The sequence below is a fragment of the Alcanivorax jadensis T9 genome, from assembly GCF_000756655.1.
In the GTDB taxonomy this organism is placed as follows: Bacteria; Pseudomonadota; Gammaproteobacteria; order Pseudomonadales; family Alcanivoracaceae; genus Alcanivorax; species Alcanivorax jadensis.
The window spans coordinates 386835-405188 of the sequence record NZ_ARXU01000003.1; the positions used below are offsets into that span (position 1 = coordinate 386835).

At 61.3% G+C, this 18354-nt stretch carries 21 protein-coding genes; 13 read left to right on the forward strand and 8 right to left on the reverse strand.

Annotation, left to right across the window (positions count from 1 at the left end; all coding sequences use genetic code 11):
• Positions 1-104 precede the first annotated feature (104 nt).
• The 4 genes from T9A_RS06410 to T9A_RS06425 are packed head-to-tail and all read right to left on the reverse strand — an operon-like array spanning position 105 to position 4540.
• A complete protein-coding gene (locus tag T9A_RS06410) occupies positions 105-854 on the reverse strand; it encodes a DUF2894 domain-containing protein (protein WP_035246120.1) in 750 nt (249 codons plus the stop codon).
• Positions 847-1518 carry an OmpA family protein gene (locus tag T9A_RS06415; RefSeq protein ID WP_052042551.1) on the reverse strand — a complete coding sequence of 224 codons (672 nt, stop codon included), beginning with the start codon at positions 1516-1518 and terminating at the stop codon, positions 847-849. The genes T9A_RS06410 and T9A_RS06415 overlap by 8 nt, the downstream gene beginning before the upstream one ends.
• The gene (locus T9A_RS06420) at positions 1518-3767 is read right to left on the reverse strand and encodes a DUF802 domain-containing protein (protein WP_035246122.1); all 2250 of its coding nucleotides are present in this window, start codon (positions 3765-3767) and stop codon (positions 1518-1520) included. The genes T9A_RS06415 and T9A_RS06420 overlap by 1 nt, the downstream gene beginning before the upstream one ends.
• Positions 3764-4540: a DUF3348 family protein gene (locus T9A_RS06425; protein ID WP_052042553.1), complete on the reverse strand. Its 777-nt coding sequence runs from the start codon at positions 4538-4540 to the stop codon at positions 3764-3766. The genes T9A_RS06420 and T9A_RS06425 overlap by 4 nt, the downstream gene beginning before the upstream one ends.
• A gap of 215 nt (positions 4541-4755) precedes the next feature.
• Between T9A_RS06425 and T9A_RS06430 the strand changes: the two genes are divergently transcribed.
• Positions 4756-4965, forward strand: a complete 210-nt coding sequence (locus T9A_RS06430; protein WP_035246124.1) for a hypothetical protein — start codon at positions 4756-4758, stop codon at positions 4963-4965.
• Between the two features lie 24 nt (positions 4966-4989).
• On the opposite strand, the gene T9A_RS06435 is transcribed toward T9A_RS06430, so the two are convergent.
• Entirely contained in the window at positions 4990-5307 is a 318-nt protein-coding gene (locus T9A_RS06435) for a hypothetical protein (RefSeq protein WP_035246126.1), read from the reverse strand.
• A 200-nt stretch (positions 5308-5507) separates the two neighbouring features.
• On the opposite strand from T9A_RS06435, the gene T9A_RS06440 reads away from it, so the two are divergent.
• Positions 5508-5789: a hypothetical protein gene (locus T9A_RS06440; protein WP_232222023.1), complete on the forward strand. Its 282-nt coding sequence runs from the start codon at positions 5508-5510 to the stop codon at positions 5787-5789.
• A gap of 170 nt (positions 5790-5959) precedes the next feature.
• Complete coding sequence (locus tag T9A_RS06445; RefSeq protein WP_035246129.1) at positions 5960-6496, forward strand: hypothetical protein; 537 nt, start codon at positions 5960-5962, stop codon at positions 6494-6496.
• Positions 6497-6718: 222 nt separating this feature from the next.
• Here the strand turns inward: T9A_RS06445 and nhaD are convergent, their stop codons facing one another.
• Positions 6719-7954, reverse strand: coding sequence for a sodium:proton antiporter NhaD (nhaD, locus tag T9A_RS06450; protein ID WP_035246130.1), 1236 nt, complete (start codon positions 7952-7954; stop codon positions 6719-6721).
• A gap of 262 nt (positions 7955-8216) precedes the next feature.
• On the opposite strand from nhaD, the gene T9A_RS06455 reads away from it, so the two are divergent.
• From T9A_RS06455 to T9A_RS06470, 4 genes are all read left to right on the forward strand, one after another.
• A complete protein-coding gene (locus T9A_RS06455) occupies positions 8217-9497 on the forward strand; it encodes an imelysin family protein (protein ID WP_035246132.1) in 1281 nt (426 codons plus the stop codon).
• Positions 9498-9603: 106 nt separating this feature from the next.
• On the forward strand, positions 9604-10998 hold the full coding sequence (locus T9A_RS06460) for a di-heme oxidoreductase family protein (RefSeq protein WP_035246133.1): 1395 nt from the start codon (positions 9604-9606) through the stop codon (positions 10996-10998).
• A gap of 28 nt (positions 10999-11026) precedes the next feature.
• On the forward strand, positions 11027-12049 hold the full coding sequence (locus T9A_RS06465) for an imelysin family protein (protein ID WP_035246134.1): 1023 nt from the start codon (positions 11027-11029) through the stop codon (positions 12047-12049).
• A 209-nt stretch (positions 12050-12258) separates the two neighbouring features.
• A complete protein-coding gene (locus tag T9A_RS06470) occupies positions 12259-13368 on the forward strand; it encodes a DUF1513 domain-containing protein (protein WP_198030629.1) in 1110 nt (369 codons plus the stop codon).
• Positions 13369-13514: 146 nt separating this feature from the next.
• Here the strand turns inward: T9A_RS06470 and T9A_RS06475 are convergent, their stop codons facing one another.
• The gene (locus T9A_RS06475) at positions 13515-13907 is read right to left on the reverse strand and encodes a hypothetical protein (RefSeq protein WP_035246135.1); all 393 of its coding nucleotides are present in this window, start codon (positions 13905-13907) and stop codon (positions 13515-13517) included.
• A 396-nt stretch (positions 13908-14303) separates the two neighbouring features.
• Positions 14304-14714: a MerR family transcriptional regulator gene (locus tag T9A_RS06485; protein WP_035246137.1), complete on the reverse strand. Its 411-nt coding sequence runs from the start codon at positions 14712-14714 to the stop codon at positions 14304-14306.
• 79 nt (positions 14715-14793) lie between these two features.
• Here T9A_RS06485 and T9A_RS06490 point away from each other — a divergent pair, with 79 nt between their 5' ends.
• The 6 genes from T9A_RS06490 to T9A_RS06515 all read left to right on the forward strand — a co-directional run bounded on the left by T9A_RS06490 (position 14794) and on the right by T9A_RS06515 (position 18190).
• Positions 14794-15135, forward strand: a complete 342-nt coding sequence (locus tag T9A_RS06490) for a DUF3703 domain-containing protein (RefSeq protein WP_035246138.1) — start codon at positions 14794-14796, stop codon at positions 15133-15135.
• Positions 15135-15767 (forward strand): cation diffusion facilitator family transporter, encoded by a 633-nt coding sequence (locus tag T9A_RS06495; protein ID WP_052042555.1) that lies wholly within the window; start codon positions 15135-15137, stop codon positions 15765-15767. The genes T9A_RS06490 and T9A_RS06495 overlap by 1 nt, the downstream gene beginning before the upstream one ends.
• Positions 15761-16210 (forward strand): Rv1443c family protein, encoded by a 450-nt coding sequence (locus T9A_RS06500; protein ID WP_035246139.1) that lies wholly within the window; start codon positions 15761-15763, stop codon positions 16208-16210. Before T9A_RS06495 ends, T9A_RS06500 begins: the two co-directional genes overlap by 7 nt.
• A 6-nt stretch (positions 16211-16216) precedes the next feature.
• Complete coding sequence (locus tag T9A_RS06505; protein ID WP_035246140.1) at positions 16217-16441, forward strand: DUF3820 family protein; 225 nt, start codon at positions 16217-16219, stop codon at positions 16439-16441.
• 53 nt (positions 16442-16494) lie between these two features.
• The gene (locus T9A_RS06510) at positions 16495-17175 is read left to right on the forward strand and encodes a DUF4336 domain-containing protein (protein WP_035246141.1); all 681 of its coding nucleotides are present in this window, start codon (positions 16495-16497) and stop codon (positions 17173-17175) included.
• Between the two features lie 82 nt (positions 17176-17257).
• Entirely contained in the window at positions 17258-18190 is a 933-nt protein-coding gene (locus T9A_RS06515; RefSeq protein ID WP_035246143.1) for a histone deacetylase family protein, read from the forward strand.
• Positions 18191-18354: the final 164 nt, after the last annotated feature.

An 18354-nucleotide genomic window follows, 5' to 3' on the forward strand; every position in this document is an offset into this window, starting at 1 on the left:
ACATGCCCTTCCGGCAAGCACAAACGTTGTGGGAAGCGATGCTTGCATCCCGAAGGGTCGGGACGATAGTGGCGAGCTACGAGCTACGAGCTACGAGCTAGAAGCTAGGAACTCCGCCGCTGCTTTGCCAGTTTCTCCAGCCACATCAGCGTGTCCACCTGGGTGACCAGGTGATCCAGATAGGCGGGTGAAAGATCGCGCAGGGTTTCCAGGGCGCTTGTGACCAGCCGGTGGGAATTGAGCGGGCCGGCGTCGCTGGGGGTCTGATGGATAGCCTGAGCGATGCGTTGGCGTTTGCGCTGACTTTGCTGTGTGGCGCGGACCTGACGCAGGGCTTTCAGCTCCCGTGGGCCGCTATTGTCTGTCGGCGTTGCCGGAGTAGTGATGCCGTGCCGGGCCAGTACGCTTTGTTCCTGCTGGCGTAGCAGGGCGGTCATCGGGTCTCTGTGGTCGTCGTCTTCCTGTGGTGTCTGGTTGGCATAGCAGGCGTGCAGGGCGGCGAAGGCAGAGGGTTCTTGCTGTCGTTGACGGGCGCGCAGATGGCGCAGCAGGGCTTTCAGATCCCCTTTCTCCCGCATGGAGCCCACGGGCTCGCTCGGCGCCTCCTCGGCCAGTTGCGCATCCACCCGGGCAATCTCGGCCTGAAACCCTTCCTGAAAATGCTCCAGCGCTGTGGCCAGCCGTGTCAGCGGCGTGGGGCTGACCCGTGTCAGGGTGCCAAGACGCTCGGCCTGGGCTTCCAGGTAGCGAAAGCGGGCCGGGGCAAAGCGGGCTGCGCCCTGGTCGCGCAGGCTCGCGAGCTGTTCGGCCATGGCGCTCAGCGAGGGAGTGCTGGGAGTAGGCGCATCAGCCATTGCCGTCGGCTCCTTCTGCCTGGCTGGCATGCTGCGCGGTACTGACCTTGGCGCCCTGGCGGGGCACGGTGGTCAGTTCTACCCGGCGGTTCTGAGCTCGGGTGGTGTCGCTGTCGTTGGGCACCACCGGCTGGTGGGGGCCGAAGGCAGCGGCGAAGACCTGGTCGGCGGGCATGCCTTGCTGGATCAGGGTGCGCGTCACGGTGAGCGCCCGCTGGGCGGACAGGCCCCAGTTGTCCTGATAGCGGCGGTTACCCCGCTGGATCGGCAGGTCATCGGTGAAGCCGCTGACCATCAGCAGCTCGTCGTGCTGGTCGAGAAACACCTGCAGCGGCTTGGCCAGATCGCGCAGCAGTTCCTCGCCCTCCGGCTGTAGCTGGTCCGAGTTGAGCTGGAACAACACGCTGCCGCTGATGCCGATGCGGCCGTCGCGGAAGGTCACCCTGCCACTGGCCAGGGGATCGGCCAGTGCCTCTTCCAGGGCCTGGCGGCGCTGCTCTTCGGCCACCCGCCGGGCCTTCTCCTCTTCCAGCGACTGGCTCAGCTCCAGCTGGATGCCGATGACCCACACCAGCACCAGCACCAGAATGCCCACCAGGGCGGCCATCAGGTCGGAGAAGATGGCCCATACGGATGAGCTGTCGCTGTCGTGAAGATCGTCCATCAGTTGACCTCGCTGGTCGGGCGTTCTTCGCTGTGGGCGCCGCTACTGGCGCTATTGAGCGTGCCGAGGGCGTCGATCACTTCTTTCTGCGAGGCCATGCTCAGTTCGATTACCTCGCGAGCCTGCTCCACATAGTAGTTGAGCTGTTCGTCGGCCCGGGCGGAGGACTGTTCCAGACGGCTTTCCACCTGTTGCAGGTTGTCCAGCAGCTTGTCGTTGGCGTCGCTGAACACCTGTACGGCGGTAGCGAAGGCATCGCTGAGGCTGGCCACTTCGGCGGCGCTGCCGGACACATCCCCGGCCACCTGGTCGAGCTGCTCGCTCTGGGCGCTGACCTGCTGGGCGAAGGTGTCGCTGACCTGGGTCAGGGTGTCGCTGGCGGTGGTGATCAGTGTCTCAATGGCGTCACGTTGGGCGCCGGCAGCATCGCGCTGGCCGCTGAGCAGGGTATCCAGCTCGGCCATGATGCGGCGGCGCTCTTCCAGCAGTTCGTTGTCCCGTTCGCTACTGCGGGTCATTTCCTCGCGCAGACGGCTGATCACTTCCGCCGCCGCTTTCGGGGTTTCCGAGGCGGTTTCGATCAGGCGGGTCATGGGCGCTTCCAGGGCGGTGCCCAGGCGGCCCAGGTGCTCGCTGACGGTGCCTTCCAGCTGTGCCAGCCGCTCGCTGGCGGCTTCGCTGCGGCCGGCTTCCGCGTCACGCAGGGCAATCAATTCCTCGCGCACGGTGGCCACCAGGGTCTCCAGGCCGGTTCTCTGGCCATCCAGCAGGCCGGTGGCGCTGTTCTGAAACTGGTTGTTGTGCTCGCTCAGGGAGCTGCGTAATTCGCTGATCAGGGTGGTGCCGGACGCCTGTTGTGCGTCGATGCCGTCGCGCCACTGGGCGGCGGCCTGGTCGCTGACCTCACGGAACTGGCCGGTGACAGCGCGGAGCTGCTCTTCGCTGGTGCGGGCCAGCTGCTGCTGGGTATCGCGCACTTCCTGTAGCAGGCTGTGGCCGGTGTCCTTCTGCTCGGCCAGGCCCTGTTGCCACTGTTGCAGGGCCTGCTCGCTGGCGCTGCGGAATTGCTCGGCGATGGCGGCCAGTTGCTGTTCGCTGGCGCTGCCCAGTTCTGTCTGGGTGCTACGCATCTGTTCGAGCAGCTGGCTGCTGTTGTCGCGGAACTGGTCGTGATGGGCGGCCAGGGAGGTGCTGATATCGTTGACCAGACGCGCGCTGGTCTGCTGATGCTGCTCAAGCCCCTGCTGCCAGTGTTGGGCAGCGGATTCCGTGGTCTGGTGGAACCGTTCGGTGAGGGTGGCAAGCTGCTTTTCGGTGATGGCGTTGAGCGTTTCGTGGGTGCCCTGCACCTGCTGGCTCAGGTCGGCCAGGGATTGCTTCATGATCGGCTGGATGTTTTCCACCGCCAGGCGGCTGCTGTCCGCCAGGGTTTCCTTCAGCGACTGGCTGACGGAATCCGCCAGCGTGCGGTATTGATCGGTAAGGGTGTGGTGGAAATCCTGCTGGTTGCGGGTCAGGGACTCGCTGAGCTGTTCGCCCATTTGTTCCATGCGCCCGGTGAGCCCCTGCAGGGCGCTGACCAGCTCCGGGAAAATGCGGGATTGATCCTGCAGGGCGGTGTAGGCGGACTGACGCTGGTGGTTCAGGGAGAAGGCATGCAGCTCCAGGTCCACCCGGTCGTCCAGCTTGCGCGACACGGCCATGCGGTCGCGGCGACAGAGGGCGGCGCTGAGCCCCAGCATGGCGGACGCGGCCACACCGGCAATGGAGGTGCCGAAGGCCAGGCTGAGCCCGGCGATGGGCGCGGCCAGGGCGCTGCGGATGGCGGTGAGTTCGCTGCTGCCATCCAGGGCGGTGGCGGCCCCTTGCAGGGTGACGATCATGCCCACGAAGGTGCCCAGCAGGCCCAGCATCACCAGCAGGCCGGTGAGGTAGGGGGTCAGCTGGGGGCCGGGCAGGGGCGCCGGGTGGCCATCGATGCGGCGGTGTACCGCGTGGCGCAGGCTGCCGGGCAGGGCCTTGAGCCAGTGAGTCAGGCCATCGCGGCTTTCCGGCAGGTCATCGAGCTGCCGGTCCAGGGTGGCGGTGGTGCGGCGAAAGCGCACCAACTCGGCAAAGCCCAGGGTATAGGCGGCGGCGATGATCAGGGTCACGGTCAGGGCCACCGGGTTGCTCAGAAAGGTGGCGGCGATCCAGACCACGGCAATGGCGCCGAGGAGAAAGGGGACAGCAAAAAGAAAGCGTCTCATACGGTCTTGCTTACCTCGTTATGGGTGGACTGGTTGCCCGTCGCATCGGCGACAAGGGCGTCCAGCAGGCCGAGTATGGGTTCCTGGCGGGCGTCCAGCTCGGCAAGTAACAGCAGTTGCAGTTCACGCCGGAACTGGCTCAGCCACCCCTGTGGGGCGAGCCAGTCCTCGACGGTATGAAAGGGATCACGGGTGTCCCAGAGGGTGCGATAGCGTTTTTCCAGAAAGCCGGGCAGGGCGCCGAAGCAGTGGCGCACGTAGCCGCTCAGGCTTTGTTCAAACACCGCATCCAGTTCCGCCAGCCGGGCCATGGCCTGGCTGTGGCCGATGAGGATACGACGGGACCGCTGGCGCAGGTTACTGAGCCCGGCAATCATCTGCCGTTGGTGGGCCTGATAAAAGCGTTCGTAGGCGCCAAAGGTGGGGCGCTTGTCGGTCTGGGCGTCGTCCTTGAGCGGCGGCAGGGGGATCACCGAGGCCGCCTTCTCTCCGGCAAAGCTTCGGCTCAGGTGGGCCAGCAGGGTGTCGCGGGTCTTCAGCAGGTCCGCCTGCAGGCGTTCGGTGGCGTCCGGCCTGGCCTCGAAGGGACCTTTGGGGCGGTATTGATTGGCGCCGTCCAGAGAGATGGCATCGGACAGATCGAACAGCCGTCCCAGGCGCTCGGCAAAGTCTCCGTGGCTATCCCTGGCTGCCTTGCGATCCAGCTGCGTCAGCAGCGTCACCAGACGGCTGCTGGCGGGGCCGGATGGTGCGGGTGTGTGCGTCCTATGCATACTCTTGGTTATCCATACTGCAGGGCGTTCTGGAGCGAGCCGGCCATTCTAATCGGGAAAGGGCGGGGATGATAATGCGTCTGTCGGTTGCGCGCTGCTGGCGATGGCGGGGTTGGGGTGGTGAAATAGGTTCAGGTTCCGTGGCGAGCTGCCCGCAGGGTGAAAGGGGGGAGCAATTCGCTATCGGAGCCTGTCGGCTACAGGAGAAACCGGACATGGAAAAAACACTGATAATAGCGGCGATGCTGTTTCTCGCCGGTTGCCAGCCCATGCCGGGTAGCGACCGGGACAAATATGGCTGCCTGGGGTCTGCGGGGTATCAGTGGTGCCCGGCCAACGACAGCTGTGAACGGCCCTGGGAGTTGGCACAAGAGCAGGGCTTTGAGCGAAGCCAGGCGGCCTTTGACGAGTACTGCAGCGGTTAGTTGCAACCCTGAGACAGGACGATGTCAGTCGTCCTGCGGGTCGATGCTGTCCATGTTGCGCGAGGCGGTGCGGGCGTCTTCCAGGGCGGCAAATTGTTCGGAAATCAGCGAGCCGACTTCCTGATTGACCTTGCGAATGGTGTCGTATACCAAGCCGATGGTTTTACGCTGTTTGTCTCTCAGGTTGCCGGCCTTTTCTTCGAACAGTCCAAGCTTTTCCAGCGCGTCGAAGGGCAGCCCGGCGATGTGCTGGTGCACCTCTTCCACGGTGGTGGCGCCGTCTTCAATGGCTTCCTGAATCATGTCTTTGAGCAGTTCTGCCCGTTCAACGTTTTTCTTCATTATTGGTCCGCAACGCCCATGGGTGAGTGGAATGCTCTTGGCAATGTAACGGAATCCACGGGTTACGGCCAGATTTCAGGCGGCCTGGGTGACCGATTGTCCGACGTAATAAACCGTTACCACGCATCGCCTTGACCAGGGCGGAACAATGGGGCCAATCTGGAAGCGGATTCATGCAGAGACTTGCAAGGAGTCATACCGTGGAAAATGCAAAACAGATGCTGGCCGATATCAAGGGCAAGCTGGATGAACTGGAAACAGAACTGGAGCAACTGGAGGCCCGGGGCGTCGGTTCCAGTGGTGATTCCAGTACCGAAGCGGAACGTCACCAGCTGGCCCTGCAGGATGTGCTCACCGATTTGCAGCAGCGCATTGATGAATACCATGAACTGGCCGACATGGATGCGGATGGCCAGGGCAACTGGCAGCAACTGGATCGCGACCTGATGGATCTGGACAAGGATCTTTACGGCGCTAACTGATTGCCGGATTGCTGTTTTGCTACTGCCGTGCTTGCCCGGCGTGCCACAGGAATCTTTTCACTCGCTGTTGTGGGCAGGTGATTAGCCGGAGGTGAAGGACTGAACCTTTGACTTTTGCTGGCTGATGTTCCCCGCTATTCTTGCGCCCTCCATGGACGGACGGTGTTGTGATGACTCTCAAACCACTTAGTGGCGTGCTGCTGCTGCAATCCCTGCGCAAACATCTGGGTTTTTTCTGCATTCTCTTTTTTATGGGGCTGACATTCGCGTCCGTGGGTGTGGGCCTGCTGGTGTGGGCGCACTCCCCGGGAGACTGGGGGTTGTTGCTGTTTGCGTCGTTGTTTGCGTTGATCGGCTTCGGCGTGTTGATCATGGCGTTTGTTACCACTTACAGCAGCGTGGGTTATTACTACGAGCGTGCCCTGTTGAAAGAATACGGCATTAATATCGATGGCCGGGTGGTGGGGGTTCAGCAATATAACCAGCCCGAAGACGGGGAAGAAACTTTGTGGCTGATGACCTTCGAATATCACCATCAGGGCTTGCGCTATGAAGTGGATGCCATGCTGCCCGGTGAGCAATGGGCGGATAAGCTACCGCAGCAGCAATGGCTGCCACTGCGGTTGCTCAAGCCCCGCCCGCAGGTGGCGGAACCCCGTTGGCGAAAACTGAAAAACCAGCTCAAGCTGGACGGGGTTTGGAGTTAAAGGCCTTAAAGACAAAAGCGTTTTTTCACCACCGAGGGCACAGAGCTCACTGAGGAAAACCGTTTCTCCGGGGTATATGTAGGGTGGGTTAGCCGCAGGCGTTACCCACGGATTGCGCGTTTCTTGTGGATTACGCCTGCGGCTAATCCACCCTATACAAAAGCAAAGGTGATGGTTTTTCCTCAGTGAGCTCTGTGCCCTCTGTGGTAAAAATCGACTCCCCTACATCACCAGCAACTGCCCCAGCCCCAGCACCGCCACAAAGCCCACGCTGTAGGCCACCAACAGGTAGAGGAAATAGCGCAGGTAGCTGACGAAGGTCAGCACTTCCACCTTGCTCATGGCGATCACCCCGGCGGCGGAGCCGATGATCAGCAGGGAGCCGCCCACGCCCACCGAATAGGTCAGTGACAGCCATTCCGGCAGGGTCATGTCGATACCGGAATTGAGCAGGGCCGCGGTCAGTGGCACGTTGTCGAACAGGGCCGAGGCGATCCCCACCAGGAAGTTGGCGGCTACCGGGGGCATCACATCGTACAGGGCCGGGAAGTAGGCCAGCATGCCCAGCTCCTTGAGCATCCCCACCAGCAGTAGTACCCCGAGGAAAAACAGCAGGGTGTCGAACTCGATCTTGCGGATGTATTCCAGCACCGGTTCGTCCTTGTTGAGGAACTGCACTACCAGAAACATCAGTGACAGCCCGAACAGGAAGCACAGCACCGGCGGAATGCCAAAGGCCACATTGGCACCGATAGTGCCGAGGATGGTGGCGAAGAACAGTATCGCGATGACCTTGTCGCCTCGATCAATCACGGTTTCCTGTTTCTGGATCTGTACCTCGCCGCTGAGCCCCAGCGACAGCATGCCGGCCAGTACGGCAACCGCGCCGGCGGCGGGCAGGCTGAGCAGGAGAAGGTCGGGGATTTCCACCTTGTCCGCCAGAAAGATCATCAGCGTGGTCACGTCGCCGGTGATCAGCGCAGTACCGCCTGCGTTCACCGAGAACACCACCAGGACCACATAGCGCAGCAGCTTTTCCGCCGGTAGCTTCAGGTTCGTCAGCACGGCAATACACACCAGGGTGGCGGTGATGTTGTCAGCCAGGGAGGAGAACAGGAACGCGAACAGACCGGTGAGCAGCATCAGCTTGCGTTCGCTGATGCGAGTGGGTAGCAGGCGGTTGACGATGCTGTCGATAATGCCCTTGCCGGACAGGTACGCCACAAAGGTCATGGCGGCCATCAGGAACAGCCACAGGGTGGCGATATCCAGCAGGTTTTCGTCCAGCCGTTCCATCAGGATGTCGTGGCTCAGATGGGCCGGCGGGGCGATAAAATACAGCAGCCAGGCCAGGGAGCCGAAGAACAGGGTGGTCTTGGCCTTGTCGATGTGGACCATGTCTTCGACGACGATGGACAGAAAACCCAGTGCTACCAAAATCAGTAAAACGGTGCTCATGACGGGCCTCTCTCACGGCAGGGAGGTGTTGAGGGTGAGGGCGGCGGTATTCTAGGCCTTTTGTGAACTGGGTTCACCACTAGTCCCGCTTTATTTACTGTGAACGCCCCGGGCCTGAAAAAAATCCCCATGAAAGAGCAAATTTGCTGCCTTGCCCCTTTAAATTAATGCGAATAATTCGCATTATTGTGTCTTGAAGTTTTTGGGTGCCCCTGTGACTGGTGCCTGTTCACTTGCCGTTACACGATATTCGAGGAATTCCATGCTGTCCCGCGTCTCTACCGGGGGCCTGTTGCTGGCCTCTCTGCTGCTCTCTGCCTGCAGTGATGAACCCGCTGCCACGCCAGCACCGGCCTACGACGAGGCCCGTGCCCGGCTGGTGATCAATCACTATGCCGACCTGGCGCTGGCTGCCTACAGCGATGCCCTGAGCGAGGCTCGCGAACTGCGTGGGCAGATTGATGCCCTGCTGGCGCAACCCAATGCAGAGACTCTTGCAGCAGCCCGACAGGCCTGGCGCGATGCCCGGGTGCCTTACATGCAGACGGAAGTCTTCCGTTTCGGCAATGCCGTGGTGGATGAATGGGAGGGGCAGGTAAATGCCTGGCCGCTGGATGAAGGCCTGATTGATTACGTGGCCGACGATTATCAGGCGGTGATGGGTAACCCGGGCGCCCGAGCCAATATCATTGCCAGTCAGTCATTGAAGATTGGCGAACAGCAGCTGGATCTGAGTGAGCTGGATGCCGATCTGCTGGCAAGCCTGAACGAGCTGGGCGGGTCCGAGGTGAATGTGGCCACCGGCTATCACGCCATCGAATTTCTGCTCTGGGGGCAGGACCTGAATGGCACCGATGCTGGTGCCGGCGAACGCCCGGCCACGGATTTTGCTACCGGTGAGGCTGCCACCGGTGGCCACAACGACCGTCGTCGCGACTACCTGACCGTGGTGACCGATCTGTTGATCAGTGATCTGGAAGCCATGGTGGCTGAATGGCAGCCGGACCAGGACAACTATCGCGCCGACCTGGCGGCAGACAGTGTGGAAAACGGCCTGCGCAAGATGTTGTTCGGTATGGGCAGCCTGTCCCTGGGCGAGCTGGCCGGTGAGCGCATGAAGGTGGCCCTGGCCGCCCATTCGCCGGAAGACGAGCATGATTGCTTCAGTGACAACACTCACTTTTCCCATTTCTATAACGGCAAGGGTATCGAGAATGTCTATCTGGGGGAGTACCAGCGGGTAAACGGTGACACCGTCAGCGGCCCGTCCCTCAGTGATCTGGTAGCTGCCAGCGAACCGCAGTTGGATGAGGCCCTGAAAGCCGATCTGAACGCCAGTGAGGCGGCCTTGCAGACGTTGGTCGACAGTGCCGCCAGCGGCGTGCATTTCGATCAACTGATCGCGCCGGGCAATGCCGAGGGTGCTGCCACGGTGAACGGGGCCATTGATGCCCTGGTGGAACAGACCACCCGCATCGAAAAGGCGGCCCTGGTACTGGATATCCAGGCCCTGAATCCGGACACCGCCAACCATAGTTTCTGAAAAATCGTGATTAACAGTGACAGGGCAGCGAAGGGTTGCTGCCCTTGCTGAGCCTGCATGCGTGGCCCCTGTGGCTGCGCTATCAAGATAGAAGGATATTCATACCTTGCGTTATCTCCTGCTGACTCTGGCCATTCTGCTGACCGCCTGCGACCAGGGTCCGAGCTTTACCGAAGCGGAGCCCGGCGAGCACCTGTCGGCCGGCGAAGGCACGGTTACCAAGACCGACCAGAACGCTTTTTCCCTGCCGCTGGCCAACCTGTCGCCGTCGCGGCGGCTGGATTTCAGTGTCGGTAATAGTTTCTTTCGCAATCCCTGGGTGATTGCCCCGGCGTCCACCGATGCCCGGGACGGCCTGGGCCCACTGTTCAACACCAACGCCTGCCAGAACTGTCATATCAAGGATGGTCGCGGCCATCCGCCGGCCCCGGACGCCAAGCAGGCGGTGTCCATGCTGGTGCGTCTGTCGGTACCTGCCAGCGCGACCGACGACCTGACCCGCAGCGGTCTGGTGCCAGAGCCCAACTACGGGGGCCAATTCCAGGATGCGGCCATCCCCGGGGTGTCACCGGAAGGTCGGGTGCGGGTCACCTATGAGCTGCAGACCATGACGTTTGCCGATGGTCACCAGGTAGAACTGCGCAAACCGCGCCTGGAGTTTTCCGATCTGGCCTATGGGGACATGCACCCCGCTACCTTGTACTCCGCCCGCGTTGCGCCGCCGATGATCGGCCTTGGCTTTCTGGAAGCCATTCCCGAAGCCGATCTGTTGGCCCATGCCGATCCCCATGACGAGGACGATGATGGCATCAGCGGCCGGGTCAACCGGGTCTGGGATCGTGCCACTGGCACCACGGCCATGGGCCGGTTCGGCTGGAAGGCCGGTCAGCCCAGCCTGCGACAGCAGAATGCGGAAGCCTTTGCCAACGACATGGGGCTCAATAGTCACCTGGTAACGACGGATTCCTGCGCGCCCAGCCAGACCGATTGCCTGGCTATGCCCAATGGTGGCGAGGTGGAAGTCAGCGACAGCATCATGGACAGCGTGCTGTTTTATACCCGCAATCTGGCGGTCCCGGCCCGCCGTAATGTGGATGACCCGCAGGTACTGAAAGGCAAATCGTTATTCCACCAGGCCAACTGTCAGGGCTGCCATGTGCCCAGCTTTACCACCGGCGCCGATGCGGCAGAACCGGAGCTGGCCAACCAGACCATCCGCCCCTATACCGACCTGTTGCTTCATGATGTCGGCCCGGGTCTGGCCGATGGGCGTCCGGAATTCCTGGCCAATGGGCAGGAATGGCGTACCCCGCCGCTATGGGGCATTGGCCTTACTGAGGCGGTGAACGGGCACACCCAGTTCCTCCACGACGGTCGGGCCCGTAACCTGATGGAAGCGATTCTCTGGCACGGTGGCGAAGCCGCCGGCTCCCGGGACACGGTGCTCATCTTCGACGCCGAGCAGCGCGCTGCGCTGTTGGCTTTCCTGAATTCGCTGTAACCCTGTTGGCTTTCATTCTGAGGTTTCCATGCAACGCCTGATAGTGCTGATTACCACCCTGATGCTGGCTGCCTGCAGTGATCCGCGCCAGCAGGTCACCACGCAACTGGCCGATCAGGTGCTGCTGCCTGCGCACCAACAGTGGCAAAGTCGCAACATGACCCTGCTGGACAGCACCCGGGCCTGGTGCAGTGGCGATCAGGAACTAGCCAGCCTGAAGCAGGCATTCCACCAGAGCCAGTCTGCCTGGTCCCGCCTGCAGCCTTTGATGGTCGGGCCATTGTCCGAGGGCAATCGTAGCTGGCAGGTCCAGTTCTGGCCGGACAAGCGAAATATGGTGGCGCGCCAGACCGAGGACTTGCTGGATGAATTTGCCGATCTGACTCAGCCGCAACTGGAAGGTGCCAGTGTGGTGGTACAGGGGCTGACGGCGTTTGAATATGTGCTCTTCGATGAGCAGACGGCTGTCACTGAAAACCGGGACCGCTACTGCCCGTTGCTGACGGGCATTGCCCGTCACCAGTTGACCTTGTCTGATCAGGTGCTTGCCCTATGGCAGCAGCCCGAAGGAATGCTGGATAAGCTCACGAGCTTCCCCAATGCGCGTTACGCCAATGCGGATGAGGCTCTGGGTGGCATCCTGCGTGTTCAGGTCACCGGTGTTGATACCCTGAAGAAAAAGCTGGGTACGCCCATGGGCCGGCTCAACAGCGGCGTGCCGCAACCCTATCAGGCGGAAGCCTGGCGCAGCCGTCATTCCACGGAAAACCTGCAGGCCTCCCTGGCGGGCGCCCAGGCGGTGTGGGAGCGGGTCCGTTCCCTGGTAGGGGATGCCGGACTGGTGGCTGATATCGACCAGGCCTACAAGACAATCCGTGACCAGTTGGAAGCCTTGCCGGCGCCGTTGATGGAACTGGTGCAGGACCCGACCCGCCAGGCGCAGTTGCAGTCGCTGTATCAGAACCTGGATGCCCTGGAAACGCTGCAGCAAGACGATCTGGCCCGGCACCTGGGCATCCAGATCGGCTTCAACGCCAACGACGGCGACTAGATTTCTACGAAGCCGCGTAGGAGCACCGCTTGAGGTGCGAACCGCGTCAGCGGAAATCGTCCGCAGGGCGATCAGGTGTTTCAGAGACGGATAAGGCCGCCCGGACATCATTGCAGTAAACATGCATTGCTCCCGCCGCGCTGATGCGCGGTTTGCACCTCAAAGGGTGCTTCTTCAGCAGGATTTAGCAATTTTTGGGGAAGTCCGTTATGCCACTGACACGACGACAATTACTGGGCGTTGGTGCGGCGGTAGCCGGCACCGCCGCCCTGGGCGGCTGGACCGTCTGGTCCGGGCGAGGCCAATCGCCGCTGCTATTGTCCGCCCGCAATGATGATGCTGGCCAGCATTATGCGGTCGGTTATTTTCTCGATGGTCGGCGCGCTTTTGCGACTCCGGTGACGGATCGTTGCCACGACATTTGCCGGCATCCTTTCCTGCCTCTTGCCTTGTTTGTGGGGCGTCGTCCGTCCCGGGAAAGCTACCTGGTCGATCTGCGTGACGGCATTCTTCTGCAGACCCTGCACAGCCAGCCGCAACGGCATTTCTACGGTCACGCTGTCTTCCACAACAGTGGCCGGTGGCTTTACGCCACGGAAAACGATACCCGTGAACCGGGACGCGGCGTGCTGGGTCGCTATCGGCTGGATAGCACGCGTCTGCAGCTGATCCATGACGGCGAGGTGTCCAGCCATGGTGTGGGCCCGCATCAACTGGCCTGGTTGCCGGACGGCGAATCCCTGGTGATTGGTAACGGCGGTATTCGTACCGAAGGCGGCAGCCGGAAGGAAATGAATTTACCGGCCATGGCGCCGAGCCTGGTGATCATGGATCGCCAGGGAGAGCTGCTCAGTAAAGAAACCCTGCCGCAACAAAAGAACAGTATTCGCCATCTGGCCGTGGCCAGTGACGGCACCGTGATCACCGGCCAGCAATACCACGGCCCGGCCTGGGACAAGGTGCCATTACTGGCCATCAAGCGCCCCGGTGAGGCATATCACCCATTCCCGGTGAGTGAATCGCAACTGGCGATAATGAACCAGTACACCGCCAGCATTGCCATCCACAGCGAAAAAAGACTAGTGGCAATGACCGCCCCGCGCGGCAACCGTTTTTTCATCTGGGATCTGGATAGTGCCGCCACCGTGGTGGATGCGCCCATGCCGGACTGTGCTGGAGTTGGTGCAGTACCCGGTGGTTTCGCGGTGACTTCCGGGCAGGGCAAATGCCGTTACTTCGACTGCACCGGCGGTGCAGTGCAAAGCCACTGGCTGACACTGCCTGATGGCTGGTGGGATAACCATCTCTGGCTAGGGTGATCGGTTTCTTCAGCAAGCAAGAGAGATTGATGGCGGGAGGGGAGTAAAACTCTTCGTTTTGCGAGCAACGCTCCAACAGCGGGTTTCTGACCAGCATCCGTGCCCCGTTGGAGCCTTGCTCGCAAGGCGAAGTTCTATCGTCTGTTTCAATCGTGCCAGTTGGATACCTTGCCGGAGCAGACCCAGTCCTTGGAGCCTTTTTCTACCCCGATCCAGTTATAGGTATAGCGGCCATTGGCGTTGCTGGTAGACCAGCTCTTGGTGTTGCCTGCTGAAATGCCGGAAGCGCCGCAATCTTCGGAACCGTTATCGCGCTCATTGCAGAAACGGGCATAAATACGGTTGTTGCAGGTGTTGCGGAAGGTGACGGTAAAGCGTCCCTCGGTGTACTGGCTCCATTTTGTGTCGTGCACTTCCATGCAGGGGCCGCCGCGGCTGTTGCGGCCATCCCAGCAGGTGTCGTCGTCAAGGCTGGAATAATAGTCGGCTACGGCAAATTGCGAGGCGAGCAGTGCGGCAATGCCAAAGGTCCATTTCATGATCTTCCCCTTTTCTGTCCATCGGTTTGGCCCGGTGTGTCCTCAACCGGGAATCGTCGTTCCATTAAGGAGCCTCTGAAGAGCTTCTTGCATGCTCAGTCTTTCAGGCTGGCTCGCCCTCTCTGCCAAGGTAAAGAGGGGCGCAATATCGAAGGTGTGTGTCCACCCATCGAACGAGTGCGGGCCAGCCTGGAAGACCCGGAGGGCGCGGCCTGAAGGGCACATCCGCTGCGCTTTGTCGCTAGGAAAGGGGGCCACCCTGTCCGTCGCGACAAAACACAACAGCTGCACCCTTCAGGCCACGCTGAATACGCAAGAAGCTCTCCAGAGGCTCCTTCATTGTAGAAACTGGGCAGAAATGAGCTTCCCCCATATGGGGTAAACGGCAAAAAAGCCTCAGTGATCGCCGCTGCATTCCTGGTGATCGCTGAGTACCTCGATGACTCGGCACTCGCCGGTATGCCCCTGTTCGCACTCTTCGATCATCCGGTCCAGTTCATCGCGTAATGCCGTCAGCGAGCGGATGCGGTTTTGCACGGCAGTCCGGTGGCGGCGGGCGATGCTGTCGGCGTGGCCATGTTGCTCGCTCATGGCCAGCAGTTCACGAATATCATCCAGGGTGAAGCCCAGCTCCCGGCTGTGGCGAATGAACTGCAGCCGTTCGCGGTGCTTGCGGTGATAGCGTCGCTGGCCGCCTTCGCTGCGGGCGGGTTCGGGCATCAGGCCGATCTTTTCGTAGTAGCGGATGGTTTCCACCTTGCAGCCGGCGGCCTTGCTCAGGGTGCCGATAGAAAAAAGGGTGCTCATGGCGCCTCCGGGGCTTGAACCTGTAGTCACTATAGCTTTTTTAATGGTGACATAACGGTATGGGTTCAAGGAGCTTTTCATGAATGAGCGACAGCGACAGGCCTTCGGGACAGCGATGAGCGAGGCGCGTCTGGCTTACCGCCAACGCCGCTGGGAGCAGGCGTTCGCGCTGCTGGAGCGAGCCCACGTGCTGGGCCAGACCCGGGTCACCCCCCATGTGCAGAGCCACTGGTGGATGCTGAAAGTGGGGTGGCAGCGCCTGGATGCCCGCGAAGTGCGTGGTCAGTTGTTGCGCCTGCTGGCGGCCATGCTGTTGTCGCGGCTGTGGGTGCCCCTGGGTAATACCGGCGGCGCCAACGTCAACCCGCTACAACCCATGCCGATTGCCGATGACCTGCGTGAACTGATGGAGACTGACTGATGGGCTGTTGCGATACCGATATCCAGGCCAGCCCGGCGCCGGCATACCGCCGGGTGCTGTGGCTGGTGCTGCTGATCAATGCGGTGATGTTTGTGGTGGAGGCGACCTCTGGGGTGCTGGCGGACTCCCGCGCCCTGCAGGCGGATGCGCTGGATTTCCTCGGCGATACGGCCACCTATGGCCTGACCCTGTGGGCGCTGGGCCAGTCCCTGGCCTGGCGGCTGCGGGCCGCCCGCATCAAGGGGTTCTCCCTGCTGATCATGGGCGTGGTGGTGCTGGCCAACAGTGTCTGGGCCCTGTGGCAGGGCAGCGCTCCCCAGGGAGAGATGATGATGGGGGTGGCCGGGCTGGCGCTGGTTGCCAATGTGGTCAGTGCCCTGTTGCTGCTGCGTCATCGGCAAGGGGACGCCAATATCCGTTCCGCCTGGCTGTGTTCGCGCAATGATGCGCTGGCCAATCTGGCGGTGCTGGTGTCCGGCAGCCTGGTGCTCTGGCTGGGAAGCCGCTGGCCGGACCTGCTGGTGGCGCTGGCGATTGCCGGCCTGTTTACCCACAGCGCCCTGTCGATTCTGCGTCAGGTACGCGATGAACAGGGCGGCCAGCAATGTGCAGAGGAAAAGGAGTCATGTTGATCAGACTGGAATTTTCCAGTGCGTTGCCGGTGAGTCGGGCTGCCCTGTGGCGGGCTATTACCGCCATGGAAGGCATCAACGACGAAATGCGCCCTTGGCTGACCATGGGGGCGCCGGCGGGTGTCCGCAGCTTGCAGGACGTGCCACTGACGCCGGGTAAGCCGCTGTTTCGTAGTTCCATCAAACTGTTTGGCTGGCTGCCGGTAGGGTATTCAGACCTGACGTTGCTGTCCCTCACTCCTGGAGAAGGCTTCGTGGAGGCCTCGCCCATGACCGGCATGCGAGAGTGGCGTCATGAAAGACGCTTGGAGGATAGCGACACTGGCTGTAGGCTTCTCGACACCCTGGTGTTCGAGCCGCGGGTATTGCCGACAGTCACGTCGGCGATTATTCGCGCCTTTTTTGGCCATCGTCACCGCCGCCTGCGTCGCCGTTACCGCTGAGTCTCTATGGATTTCAAACAGGAAGATCTGAAAGCCCTGATCGAACGCACCATGCCGTTCGGCAAGTATCAGGGGCGGGTGTTGATCGACCTGCCTGAACCCTACCTGCTGTGGTTTGCCAGTAAGGGTTTCCCCAACGGCGAGCTGGGCCGGCTGATGGCGCTGGCGCTGATGTTGAAAATGGACGGCACTGAAAAGCTGTTGGAGCCGTTACGACAAAGCCATGGATAGCCGCGTGTTTGGCCTTTAGTCTTGATGGTTCAGAGACACGGAAGGATCACACCATGAGCCAGCTTCAATCACTTACCGACACCATCTGGCACGTCGCCGTCCCTCACGCCTTCATGGGCCTGCATGTGGGGTCCCGCATGACGGTGGTGAAGCTGTCCAGCGGCGGTTTGCTACTGCATTCGCCGGTACCGGTGGATGAGGATCTGGCAGCCGAGCTGGCGGCACTGGGTGAGGTGAAACATATCGTCTGCCCGAATCTGTTCCACCATGTGTTTGCCGCCGAGGTAAAACAGCGTTACCCGGATGCGCTTTTGCATGGCCCGGCCAAACTGGCGGGTAAGCGCAAGGATCTGACCCTGGATGCCACCCTGTCGGAAACCCCGCACCCGGATTGGGGGGACGATTTCGAGCTGGTCTTTATCGAAGGTTCCATGTTGCAAGAGACGGTGTTCTATCATCCCGCCAGCCGTACCCTGATCGCCGCCGATCTGATCGAAAACTTCCGCCAGTGTGACCATGGCTTTACCCGCTGGTATCTGAAGCTGGGTGGTCTGTGGCAAAAGCCCGGCTGGCACCCGATCCTGCGGCTGGTGTATCTGAACCGCAGAAAGGCCCGCGCCAGCATCACCCGCATTCTGGAATGGCCCTTCGAAAAACTCAGCCTGGCCCACGGCGAGGTGATTACCGAAAATGCCCGTAACCAGGCGCGGCATGGTCTGGAGTGGTTGTTTTAAGGGGGCAGGCAGGCCGGACTCGTTGCTCCGGGAAGCATCGGCCGCCACAATGTGGTAACTGTTTTTCACCTTATGGTCTGCCGTGCTGCCCCTGGTCTACCACCCCGATTACAGCTTTCCCTTTCCCGGCGAACACCGTTTCCCCATGGAAAAGTTCGGCCGGCTGCATGGGCACTTGCGGGGGCTGGGGATAGCCCACGGCGACAACGAATTTCGTCCGGGCCGGGCCAAGGCGGCCCTGTTGGGCCAGGCCCATTGTCCGCAGTATGTCTCGGACATCGTTGCTGGCACCCTGGATCAGAAGGCCCGGCGTCGCCTGGGGTTGCCGTGGAGCGAGGGGCTGGTGAAGCGCACCTGCATTGCCCCCATGGGAACCCTGTTTACGGCGCAGCTTGCCCTGAGACAGGGCCTGGCCTGCCATCTGGCCGGTGGTACCCATCACGCCCATTACGATTTCGGTTCCGGCTTCTGTATCTTCAATGATCTGGCGTTCGCCGCGAAACAGTTACTGGCCAGCGGCGCCGTGGAGCGTCTGCTGGTTTTCGATTGCGATGTGCATCAGGGCGATGGCACCGCCGCCATGCTCGCGGATGAGCCGCGGGCCTTTACCTGTTCCCTTCATTGCGAAAAAAACTTTCCGGTGCGCAAGCAGAAAAGCGACCTGGATGTGGGCTTGCCGCTGGGTATGACTGACCGGGATTATCTGGATACGGTGTTCGAAACCCTGGAAAACCTGCTCGATACCGTGCGCCCGCAACTGGTGCTTTATGATGCCGGTGTCGATATTTTCGAGCATGACCCACTGGGGCGGCTGTGTGTTTCCGAGCAGGGCATTGCCGACCGTGAGCGGGGCGTGATCGAGCGCTGCCGTCGGCGGGGAATAGCGGTGGCCACGGTGATCGGTGGCGGCTACGATGATGACCGGGACGCGCTGGCAAGGCGGCATGGGATCGTCGTCGAAACCAGTCACGAACTGGCTACGAAGCCACTGTCGGAGCGCAGCGAAGCGGAGTAACGCACGCAGTGCGACCCAAAGGGTGAGCGAAGTGCATAAACCCAAAACCTGAAAATCGGTATTGACCACAGAGGGCACAGAGATCACTGAGGAAAAGAATGGGTTTTCTCTGTGTGCTCTGTGCCCTCTGTGGTGAAATTGCTTTTGATTTACGTGGGTTATCG

Excerpts from the sequence above, each read along its gene's own strand:
- T9A_RS06410 (WP_035246120.1), bottom strand. The coding sequence starts at position 854 with ATGGCTGATGCGCCTACTCCCAGCACTCCCTCGCTGAGCGCCATGGCC.
- T9A_RS06415 (WP_052042551.1), bottom strand. The coding sequence starts at position 1,518 with ATGGACGATCTTCACGACAGCGACAGCTCATCCGTATGGGCCATCTTC.
- T9A_RS06420 (WP_035246122.1), bottom strand. The coding sequence starts at position 3,767 with ATGAGACGCTTTCTTTTTGCTGTCCCCTTTCTCCTCGGCGCCATTGCC.
- T9A_RS06425 (WP_052042553.1), bottom strand. The coding sequence starts at position 4,540 with ATGCATAGGACGCACACACCCGCACCATCCGGCCCCGCCAGCAGCCGT.
- T9A_RS06430 (WP_035246124.1), top strand. The coding sequence starts at position 4,756 with ATGGAAAAAACACTGATAATAGCGGCGATGCTGTTTCTCGCCGGTTGC.
- T9A_RS06435 (WP_035246126.1), bottom strand. The coding sequence starts at position 5,307 with ATGAAGAAAAACGTTGAACGGGCAGAACTGCTCAAAGACATGATTCAG.
- T9A_RS06445 (WP_035246129.1), top strand. The coding sequence starts at position 5,960 with ATGACTCTCAAACCACTTAGTGGCGTGCTGCTGCTGCAATCCCTGCGC.
- nhaD (WP_035246130.1), bottom strand. The coding sequence starts at position 7,954 with ATGAGCACCGTTTTACTGATTTTGGTAGCACTGGGTTTTCTGTCCATC.
- T9A_RS06455 (WP_035246132.1), top strand. The coding sequence starts at position 8,217 with ATGCTGTCCCGCGTCTCTACCGGGGGCCTGTTGCTGGCCTCTCTGCTG.
- T9A_RS06465 (WP_035246134.1), top strand. The coding sequence starts at position 11,027 with ATGCAACGCCTGATAGTGCTGATTACCACCCTGATGCTGGCTGCCTGC.
- T9A_RS06470 (WP_198030629.1), top strand. The coding sequence starts at position 12,259 with ATGCCACTGACACGACGACAATTACTGGGCGTTGGTGCGGCGGTAGCC.
- T9A_RS06475 (WP_035246135.1), bottom strand. The coding sequence starts at position 13,907 with ATGAAATGGACCTTTGGCATTGCCGCACTGCTCGCCTCGCAATTTGCC.
- T9A_RS06485 (WP_035246137.1), bottom strand. The coding sequence starts at position 14,714 with ATGAGCACCCTTTTTTCTATCGGCACCCTGAGCAAGGCCGCCGGCTGC.
- T9A_RS06490 (WP_035246138.1), top strand. The coding sequence starts at position 14,794 with ATGAATGAGCGACAGCGACAGGCCTTCGGGACAGCGATGAGCGAGGCG.
- T9A_RS06495 (WP_052042555.1), top strand. The coding sequence starts at position 15,135 with ATGGGCTGTTGCGATACCGATATCCAGGCCAGCCCGGCGCCGGCATAC.
- T9A_RS06500 (WP_035246139.1), top strand. The coding sequence starts at position 15,761 with ATGTTGATCAGACTGGAATTTTCCAGTGCGTTGCCGGTGAGTCGGGCT.
- T9A_RS06505 (WP_035246140.1), top strand. The coding sequence starts at position 16,217 with ATGGATTTCAAACAGGAAGATCTGAAAGCCCTGATCGAACGCACCATG.
- T9A_RS06510 (WP_035246141.1), top strand. The coding sequence starts at position 16,495 with ATGAGCCAGCTTCAATCACTTACCGACACCATCTGGCACGTCGCCGTC.